General features: G+C 74.1%; 10 protein-coding genes. 5 read left to right on the forward strand and 5 right to left on the reverse strand.

The genetic code is table 11. The features are described 5' to 3' along the window. Nucleotides 1–4 precede the first annotated feature (4 nt). Genes BMW62_RS18465 through BMW62_RS18485 form a run of 5 tightly spaced genes read left to right on the forward strand, consistent with a single transcriptional unit; the run spans nucleotide 5 to nucleotide 5,036 of the window. Entirely contained in the window at nucleotides 5–1,045 is a 1,041-nt protein-coding gene (locus BMW62_RS18465) for an acyl-CoA dehydrogenase family protein (protein WP_091933997.1), read from the forward strand. After that, nucleotides 1,042–1,914 carry an enoyl-CoA hydratase gene (locus tag BMW62_RS18470; protein ID WP_091934065.1) on the forward strand — a complete coding sequence of 291 codons (873 nt, stop codon included), beginning with the start codon at nucleotides 1,042–1,044 and terminating at the stop codon, nucleotides 1,912–1,914. Before BMW62_RS18465 ends, BMW62_RS18470 begins: the two co-directional genes overlap by 4 nt. Further along, complete coding sequence (locus BMW62_RS18475) at nucleotides 1,911–2,774, forward strand: SDR family oxidoreductase (RefSeq protein WP_091934000.1); 864 nt, start codon at nucleotides 1,911–1,913, stop codon at nucleotides 2,772–2,774. The genes BMW62_RS18470 and BMW62_RS18475 overlap by 4 nt, the downstream gene beginning before the upstream one ends. Continuing rightward, nucleotides 2,771–3,937, forward strand: coding sequence for an acyl-CoA dehydrogenase family protein (locus BMW62_RS18480; protein ID WP_091934003.1), 1,167 nt, complete (start codon nucleotides 2,771–2,773; stop codon nucleotides 3,935–3,937). Before BMW62_RS18475 ends, BMW62_RS18480 begins: the two co-directional genes overlap by 4 nt. Before the next feature lie 13 nt (nucleotides 3,938–3,950). Then, on the forward strand, nucleotides 3,951–5,036 hold the full coding sequence (locus BMW62_RS18485; protein WP_091934005.1) for an acyl-CoA dehydrogenase family protein: 1,086 nt from the start codon (nucleotides 3,951–3,953) through the stop codon (nucleotides 5,034–5,036). A 27-nt stretch (nucleotides 5,037–5,063) separates the two neighbouring features. On the opposite strand, the gene BMW62_RS18490 is transcribed toward BMW62_RS18485, so the two are convergent. From BMW62_RS18490 to BMW62_RS18510, 5 genes are all read right to left on the reverse strand, one after another. Next, nucleotides 5,064–6,137, reverse strand: a complete 1,074-nt coding sequence (locus BMW62_RS18490) for an LLM class flavin-dependent oxidoreductase (protein ID WP_091934008.1) — start codon at nucleotides 6,135–6,137, stop codon at nucleotides 5,064–5,066. Nucleotides 6,138–6,176: 39 nt separating this feature from the next. Continuing rightward, nucleotides 6,177–7,328 carry an acetyl-CoA C-acetyltransferase gene (locus BMW62_RS18495; protein ID WP_091934066.1) on the reverse strand — a complete coding sequence of 384 codons (1,152 nt, stop codon included), beginning with the start codon at nucleotides 7,326–7,328 and terminating at the stop codon, nucleotides 6,177–6,179. Between the two features lie 171 nt (nucleotides 7,329–7,499). Continuing rightward, entirely contained in the window at nucleotides 7,500–7,760 is a 261-nt protein-coding gene (locus tag BMW62_RS18500) for a hypothetical protein (protein WP_091934011.1), read from the reverse strand. A gap of 140 nt (nucleotides 7,761–7,900) precedes the next feature. Then, nucleotides 7,901–8,371: a VOC family protein gene (locus BMW62_RS18505; RefSeq protein WP_091934014.1), complete on the reverse strand. Its 471-nt coding sequence runs from the start codon at nucleotides 8,369–8,371 to the stop codon at nucleotides 7,901–7,903. A gap of 102 nt (nucleotides 8,372–8,473) precedes the next feature. Further along, nucleotides 8,474–8,985 (reverse strand): IS5 family transposase (locus tag BMW62_RS18510; protein ID WP_139206304.1); only part of this gene is annotated, 512 nt, incomplete at its 5' end.

The following is an 8,985-nucleotide window of genomic DNA, read 5'->3' on the forward strand; positions in this document are numbered from 1 at the left end:
CCGCATGAGATTCGCACCGACTGCGCAGCAGGTGGAGCTCGCCACCGCCGTCCGCGAGCTGCTCGCCGACGCCTGCCCGCCGGAGACCGTCCGCGCCGCCTGGGGGTCCGAGGGCGAGAAGGCCCGTGTGGACCTGTGGCGGCAGCTGGCTGACCTCGGCCTGCTCGGCGCCGTGCTGCCCGAGGCCGACGGCGGCCTCGGGCTCACGGAGGTCGATCTCGTGCCGCTGATGGTCGAGGTGGGTCGCGCGGCGGTCCCGCTGCCGGTTGCCGAGACCGTCGCGGTGCTCGTCCCGCTGCTGGCCGGACGACCCGGCGACGGCGACGACCTCACCGGCCTGGTCACCGGGAACCTGGTGGGCACCGCCGAGCTGGCCGGCTCGGGCGTGCTGCCCTGGGCCGGCTGCAGCGACCGGGCGTTGGTCCGCTCCGGCAGCGAGCTGCGGCTGGTCGACCTCACCGGCGTCCCGCTGGAGCTGGTGACCACGGTCGATGGCAGCCGGGCTGCCGCCCGCACGCCGCAGCTGCCGGGAACGCTCCTCAGCACCGACCCGGCAGATCTCGAGCGCGCCTGGCTGCGCGGCGCTCTGGCCACCGCCGCCCAACTGGTCGGCCTGGTGCACCGGCAGCTGGACCTGGCCGTCGCCCACGCTGCGGCCCGCAAGCAGTTCGGTGTGCCGATCGGCAGCCAGCAGGCGGTCAAGCACATGCTGGCCGACGTCCTGCTCGACGTCCGCTTCGCGCTGCCGGTCGTGCAGCGGGCCGCGGTGTCGCTCGCCGCCGGCGCACCGGAGGCCCGGGCGCACGTCGCCGCGGCGAAGGCGATGGCCTCGCGGGCCGCCGACCGCGCCGCCCGCACCACCATCCAGGCGCACGGCGCCATCGGCTACACCGTCGAGTACGACCTGCACCTCTACGTCAAGCGCGCGTGGGCGCTCGCCGACACCTGGGGGAGCGAGACGCACTCCCGGGCCGTCGTCGCCGACTCGCTCGGCCTGCCGCCCGCCGTCGACCCGTCCGTCCTGCCGTGGGAGGCCGCCCGATGACCGAGACCGCTGCGCCGCCCGTCCTCTACGAGGTCGACGGCCCCATCGCCTACGTGACGCTCAACCGGCCCGAGTACCGCAACGCGCAGAACTCGGCGATGACCTATGCGCTGGACCGGGCGTTCTACGACGCCGCGGCCGACGACGAGGTGAAGGTCGTGGTGCTGCGGGCGGCCGGCAAGCACTTCAGCGCCGGGCACGACATCGGCACCCCGGGCCGCGACGTCGACACCTCGTTCGACCGCAGGGCCGGGCTGTGGTGGGACCACGTCGGCAAGTCCGGCGCAGAGCTGCGGTACGCCCGCGAGTCCGAGGTCTACCTGGGCATGTGCCGCCGCTGGCGGGAGCTGCCCAAGCCGGTGATCGCCCAGGTGCAGGGCGCGTGCATCGCCGGCGGCCTCATGCTCGCCTGGATCTGCGACTTCATCGTCGCCTCCGACGACGCCTTCTTCGCCGACCCGGTCGTGCGCATGGGCATCCCCGGCGTCGAGTACTTCGCCCACCCGTGGGCCATGGGCACCCGCCAGGCCAAGGAGTTCCTCTACCTGGGTGAGCGGATCGACGCCGAGCGCGCCCGCGAGTGGGGGATGGTGAACCGGGTCGTGCCCCGCGACCGGCTCGACGCCGAGGTCGCCGACCTGGCCGGCCGGATCGCGACCATGCCGCGGCTCGGGCTCGCGCTCACCAAGAAGGCGATCAACCAGGCCGAGGACCTGATGGGCCAGCACGCCGGGATGGACTCCGTCTTCGGGCTGCACCACGTCGCCCACGCCCACAACGCCGAGGTCGGCGCGGACTCCCTCGGCGGGCACGACGCCCGCTCGATGCGCGACGCCCGCCGTGCGACCGAGACCGAGGAGAGCAAGTGAGTGCCCGCTCCGTCATCGTCACCGGCGCCGGCCAGGGCCTGGGCCGGGCGCACGCCCTGGCGCTCGGCGCCGCCGGCTTCGACGTCGTCGTCAACGACGTGGGCGCGGCCGCCGAGGTTGTTGCCCAGGAGGTCCGCGACGCCGGCGGCAGCGCGGTGGCGCACGCCTGCGACGTCGCCGACTGGGACGCCGCGGAGGGGCTGATCGCCGCCGCGGTCGACGCCTTCGGGCGGCTGGACGCGCTGGTGAACAACGCCGGCATCGTCCGCGACCGGATGCTCGTCGGGATGAGCGAGCGCGAGTGGGACGACGTGCTCCGCGTCGACCTCAAGGGCCATTTCTGCCCGCTCCGGCACGCCGCCGCGTACTGGCGCGAGCGGTCCAAGACCGGCGAGCAGGTCGAGGCGCGGATCGTGAACACCAGCTCCGGCGCCGGGCTCATGGGCAGCGTCGGCCAGGGCAACTACGCCGCGGCCAAGGCCGGCGTCGTCGCCATGACCCAGGTCGCCGCCGTCGAACTGGCCCGCTACGGCGTGACGGTCAACGCGCTGGCCCCGGCCGCGCGCACGCCGATGACCGAAGCCGTCTTCGCGCAGACCATGGCCCGGCCGGAGGAGGGCTTCGACGCCATGGATCCGGCCAACGTCTCGCCGTTGGTCGTCTGGCTGGCATCGGCCGAGTCCGGCTTCGTCACCGGTCAGGTGTTCGAGGTCGAGGCCGACCGGGTCGGCATCTGCGACGGCTGGCGGTTCGGTCCGCGCCGCGAGGCCGGCCGGCGGTGGCGCGCGGAGGAGCTGGGGGCCGTCGTCAAGGACCTGCTGGCCGAGGCGGTGCCGCCCACCCCGGTCTACGGCGCATGACCGCGGCGGAGGCCGCCTTCCGTGCGGAGATCCGGGACTGGCTGGAGACCGAGCTGTCCGGTGACTTCGCCGCCTTGCGCGGCAGCGGCGGGCCGGGACGCGAGCACGAGGACCTCGAGGAGCGGGCCGCCTGGGAACGGCGGCTCGGCGAGGCCGGCTGGATCGGCGTCGGCTGGCCGGACAGCCGGTACGGCAAGGCGCTGGACCTGCAGCAGCAGGTGGTCTTCCACGAGGAGTACGCCCGTGCGGCGGCACCCGGGCGGCTCGGGCACATCGGTGAGCAGCTGCTGGTGCCCACGCTGCTGGCGCACGGCACGGAGGAGCAGAAGGCCCGTTTCGTCCCCGGTGTCGCCTCGGGTGAGGTGATGTGGTGCCAGGGCTACTCCGAGCCCGACGCCGGCTCCGACCTGGCGAACGTGGGCACCCGGGCGGTGCTCGACGGCGATCGGTGGGTGGTCACCGGGCAGAAGATCTGGACGTCGCTCGCGCACATCGCCGACTGGTGCTTCGTCATCGCCCGCACCGAACCCGGGTCGCAGCGGCACGCGGGGCTGTCCTTCCTGCTCGTGCCCATGGACCAGCCCGGTGTCACGGTGCGCCCGATCGTGCAGCTCACCGGCACCTCGGAGTTCAACGAGGTGTTCTTCGACGACGCGGTCGCGGCCGCGGGTGACGTGGTGGGGGAGGCCGGCGCGGGCTGGCGGGTGGCGATGAGCCTGCTCGGCTTCGAGCGCGGCGTCTCGACCCTCGGCCAGCAGATCGGCTTCACCCGCGAGCTCGAGGCGATCACCGTCCGGGCGCGGGAGAACGGCGCGGCCGACGACCCCGTGCTCGCCGACCGGATCGTCTCGGCGTGGGTCGACCTGCAGGTCATGCGGCACACCGCGCTGCGCACTCTCGGCGGGGACGCCGCACGCGAGGCGCCGTGGGCGGCCAACGTCTCCAAGCTGTTGTGGGCCAACTGGCACCGCCGGCTCGGCGAACTCGCGATGGCGGTGGAGGGACCGGCCGCCGTCGTCACGTCCGGGTTGCCGTACGAGCTCACCGACGACCAGCGGCTCTACCTGTTCACCCGGGCCGACACCATCTACGGCGGCTCGAACGAGGTGCAGCGCAACGTCCTGGCCGAGCGCCACCTCGGCCTGCCCCGCGACCGTGCCTGAGGAGGTGCGACCGATGGACCTCACCCTCACCGAGGAGCAGCGGGACCTGCGCGACGCGGTCCGCTCGCTGCTGACCAAGCAGGCCGACTCCGCGGCGGTCCGCGCGGCCATGGCCTCGCCCACCGGCCGGGACGAGCCGCTGTGGCGGCAGCTGACCGGCGAGCTCGGGCTGACCGGGCTGTCAGTACCCGAGGCGTCCGGCGGCGCGGGCGCGACCTTCGCCGAGGTCGCCGTCGTGCTCGAGGAGGCCGGGGCCGCGCTGCTGCCGGGGCCCTATGCCTCCACCGTCGTCGTCGCCGAGGTGCTGACGCGGTTCGGCCGCACCGATCTGCTCCCTGCGTTGGGGGACGGCGCGGTGGGCGCGCTGGCGCAGCGCGAGCCCGGTGACCGGTCGTGGCCGCCGCGCGTCGGCTGCGTGGGGTCGAGAAATGCTTGCAGCTGGTTGCTCACCGGGGTCCAAGCGGCGGTCGTCGACGGCGGGGCCGCCGATCTTCTCCTGGTGGCCGCGGTGGACGGTGGGGCGGAGACGCTGTTCGCCGTCGCCGGGAACGCCGCCGGGTTGAGCCGCGCGGCCGTTCCGCTGATGGACCAGACGCGTCGGGCCGCGGACCTGCGGTTCGAGCGCGTGCCCGCTGTACGGGTGGGCGGCCCCGACGCCGTGGCGTTCGCACGGGACGTGGCTGCGGTCGCCGCGGCTTGCGAGGCGGTGGGCACGGCCCGGCGGGCGCTCGAGCGCACCGTCGAGCACCTGCGCGCCCGCACGCAGTTCGGCCGGCCGCTGGGCTCCTTCCAGGCGTTGCGGCACCGGGCAGCGGACCTGTTCACCACCGTGGAGGCCGCCGCGTCGACCGCCCGCTACGCCGCCTGCGTGGTGGCCACGGCGCCGGACGAGCTCCCGGTGGTGGCACCGCTGGCGAAGCTGGTCTGCGCGCAGGCGCTCACCGACGTCGCCGCCGAGGCCGTCCAGCTGCACGGGGGCATCGCGATCACCTGGGAGCACGACGCGCACCTGTGGTTCAAGCGGGCCGCGCACGTGCAGCACACCGGCGGTTCACCGGAGCAGCTGCGCCGCCAGTTGGCCCCCGCCGCGGGACTCTAGCTCCGGAGGGTGGGCCGGAGCCGACCGTCAGCCGGGCGGAAGGGCCGGCGGGTCGGCCTGCGCGAACCCGACGGAAACCGCCGGAACGGCGCGGACCGCCTCGAGCATCGAGGCGAACCGGTCGTCGGCGGTGGTGTCGGCCGGGGTGGCGATGGACAGCTCGTCGCACAGCCCGCCGTACCAGTCGCCGATCACCGCCGGGAAATCGTCGTAGGTGGCGACGGGCACGATCCCGCCGAGGACGTCGTCGGGCAGGGCGGCCGGCAACTCGTCCCATCGCTGATCGCGGACGAGCTGGGTGAGACGCACGCCCAGCTCCTCGTGCCCGAGCAGGGCGAGCGTGGGGAGGTAGGCGGGCGTGGAGTACAGGAAGGCCATCTCGCGCCGGGCATCGGCGAGGGCGTCGTGCAGCGACCGTGCGTCCGGTGCACTGATGGCCTTGGCGCCGACGACGAGCACCGGGCGGGATGCCCGCTGTGCCGCGGCCGCCCCCGCGGCCAACCACGGCAGCACCGATCCGCGCAGGAAACGCGGGTGGGAGTTGGTCGGGTGCGTCACGAGGCCGTCGGCCTCGGCGCCGGCGAGCTCGCACATGAGCCGGTTCACCCCACCGGTGAAGATGTCCGGCTCCGGCACGTCCAGCGGGCCGGGGTTGAAGTAGGGCTGCAGCCGGTCGAAGTGGTAGTGGGTGCCCTCGTACCGCAGCGGCCCCCCGCGGGTGAACGCCGCGAAGATGGCCCGCAGCGCGCGCACGTAGTCGGTCAGCTGCGCGGCGGGGTCCGACCACGGCATCGAGAACCGGCCGACGATGTTGCCCCGCACCTGCGTGGCCAGCCCGAGCTGGAAGCGCCCGCCGGAGAACCGGGCGAGGTCCCAGGCGGCGTAGGCGACCACCATCGGGCTGCGGGGGAAGGCCAGGGTCATGCTGGTCCGGACCCGGATCCACGAGCTGTGCTCCAGCGCGAGCAGGGCCACCGACAGGGAGTCGTGCACCGTCTCTGGCACGTGCACCGTGTCGAAGCCCAGGCGCTCCACCCGGCGCACCGCCGCGGGTACGTCGCTCAGCGGCGTGTCCGGCGGGAGGGTGGTGGCCAGCAGCACCGGTCAGCCTCGACGTCGTCCCGACATCGCCGTGCCGGCTCAGCCGAGGCGTTCGACGATGGTCACGTTCGCCTGACCGCCGCCCTCGCACATCGTCTGCAGGCCGTACCGGCCGCCGGTGCGCTCGAGCTCGTGCAGCAGGGTGGTCATCAGCCGGGCGCCCGTGGCGCCGAGCGGGTGCCCCAGCGCGATACCGCCGCCGTTGACGTTCACCTTCGCCAGATCGGCGCCAGTCTCCTTCTGCCAGGCCAGGACGACGGAGGCGAACGCCTCGTTGATCTCGACCAGGTCGATCTCGTCGAGCGAGAGACCGGCCTTGTCCAGGGCGTACGCCGTGGCCGGGATGGGGGCGGTGAGCATCCAGACCGGGTCCGCGCCGCGCACCGAGAGGTCCACGATCCGGGCACGCGGGGTGAGCCCGTGCTCGCGGACGGCATCCTCGCTGGCGACCAGCAGCGCCGCGGCGCCGTCGGAGATCTGGCTGGAGACCGCGGCGGTCACCCGTCCGCCCTCGCGCACCGGCGGCAGCGAGCGGATCTTGTCCCAGTTGGGCTCGCGCGGGCCCTCGTCGTGGGTCACGCCGGCGATCGGTGCGATCTCCCGGTCGAACCGGCCCTCGGCGCGCGCCCGCAACGCGCGCACGTGGCTCTCGACGGAGAACTCCTCCATGTCGGCCCGGCTGATGCCCCACTTCTCGGCGATCATCTCCGCCGAGCGGATCTGGTCGATCGTCTGGTCGCCGTAGCGCGCGACCCAGCCTGCGGAACCCGAGAAGGGGTCCGGGAAGCCGTAATCGTGGCCTGCGGTCATCGCGCTGCTGATCGGCAGCGCGCTCATGTTCTGCACGCCACCGGCCACGACCAGGTCGGCGGTGCCCGACAGCACCGCCTGGGCGGCGAAGTGCACCGCCTGCTGCGAGGAGCCGCACTGGCGGTCGACGGTCACGCCCGGCACCTCCTCGGGCAGCCCGGCGGCCAGCCAGGCGGTGCGGGCGATGTCTCCGGCCTGCGAGCCGATGGTGTCCACGCAGCCGAACACGACGTCGTCCACCGCCGAGGGGTCGACGTCGGCGCGGGTCACCAGTTCGCGCAGGACGTGGGCACCGAGGTCGGCGGAGTGGATGCCCGAGAGGCCGCCACCACGGCGCCCCACCGGGGTGCGCACCGCCTCGACGAGGTAGGCGGTGCCGATCGTGCGAGCCATGGGAACACCCTCCTGCCGTGCCGGCCACCGGGACGCGGCCGCGCTGCCGTCCGTGACCTCCAGGATCGCTGCTGGAGGGTGCGGAGCGCGGGAGATGCCCGCTGGGTGGGACCGGGACGCCGGCGCAGCGGCGCCCTCGACCCGGACCGGCACCCGCGCTCAGGGCACCAGCACCTCGAGCAGTACCAGCCCGGCACCGATGCCGGCGCTCGCCGCGACGTGGAGCAGCAGGTGCTGGACCGCCGGCCACCCGGGACGACGTCCCGTCTCCACCCGGCGACCGACCATCTCCGCGTACACGTGCGCCAGCCAGTAGACGACCTGCGTCAGGAGCACGAGCACGACCAGCCGGGAGACGTCCACCGGTTCGTGGACGCTCCGCGCGGCGATCTGCGCGCCGGCCGGCACGGTGTCCTGCACGGCACCGTGCCGGGTTGCGGGTCGGCTCGACCTCGCGGTCCGTCCGGGAGCGGGGCACCGTGCCTCCTGGCGTCAGCTCGGGGTGCGGTCGGCACGGGACGTGCTGATCCCGCCGGGGTGGCGGGACGGCTCTCTCGCCGTCAGCTGCCGTCCCCGGCCGCCGGCAGCGTCGCGACCAGTTCGAGGTTGATGCCGTCGGGATCCTGGACGGACGGGATGGCGATGCCGAGCTCACCGAGCTCGGTCACCTCGCCGTGCCCGACGCCGGCGCTGCCGAGCCGGTCGGCGGCCCGGTGGAGGGCGTCGGGCGAGTCGACGGCCAGGCTGACGTGGTCCAGCCCGGTGCGCGTCGCATCGAACCGGTCTCCCGGGGGCGCGGACGGGCGCAGCCCCAGGAGCTGGCTGCCCAGGGCGTAGGTGCAGCCGCCGAAGAACCGATGCGGGTCCTGGCGCGCGGCCGGTTCGTGCGCCTGGTCGACGAAGTCGATCGCCGGCCCGACGCCGAGCAGCTGCGTGTAGAAGGCCTTCGAGCGGGTGATGTCGGTGACCGTCAACCGGACGTGGTGCAGGGCGGTCGGGTGCCAGCAGCGGCGGGGGAGTCGGCCATCCACTCACTGTCGCGCACCGCGCGGAGCGCCGCGTGCCGGCGGGCCGGGCGCTCCTCCGGTCGTGCCGGTCACCGAGACCCGGCCCGCCGGTCGGTCGGGGGCGGCCTAGGGCGTGTCTCCTAACCGCTTGAGCCAGAGGGTGACCGCGCGCAGAACTGCCGCGGCTCGGTAGACGACGGCGAGCTTGTCGTAGCGGGTGGCCAGGGAGCGCCACTGCTTGTCCTCGTTGAAGGCGCGCTCGACGACGTTGCGTCCGCGGTAGCGCTCAGCATCGAAGGCCGGTGGTCGTCCTCCGCGGCTGCCCCGACGTATGCGGTGGCCCTTCTGGTCATCCCGTTCGGGGATGCAGGCGCCGATGCCACGCTCGCGCAGCTGGGTGCGGATCGCGCGTGAGGAGTAGGCCTTGTCCCCGGCCACGGTGTCGGGCCGAGTTCGTGGCCGTCCCGGGCCGATCCGGGACACCCGGAGGTGGTGCAGCAGGATCGGGAACATCGGAGCGTCACCGGCCTGGCCCGCGCCCACGAGCACGACCAGGGGCAGCCCGCACCCATCGACCAGGTGGTGAATCTTGCTGCTCAGGCCGCCGCGGGACCGCCCGATCGCATGATCATCGGGCT

The organism is Blastococcus sp. DSM 46786, assembly GCF_900109665.1.
Classification (GTDB): Bacteria; Actinomycetota; Actinomycetes; order Mycobacteriales; family Geodermatophilaceae; genus Blastococcus; species Blastococcus carthaginiensis.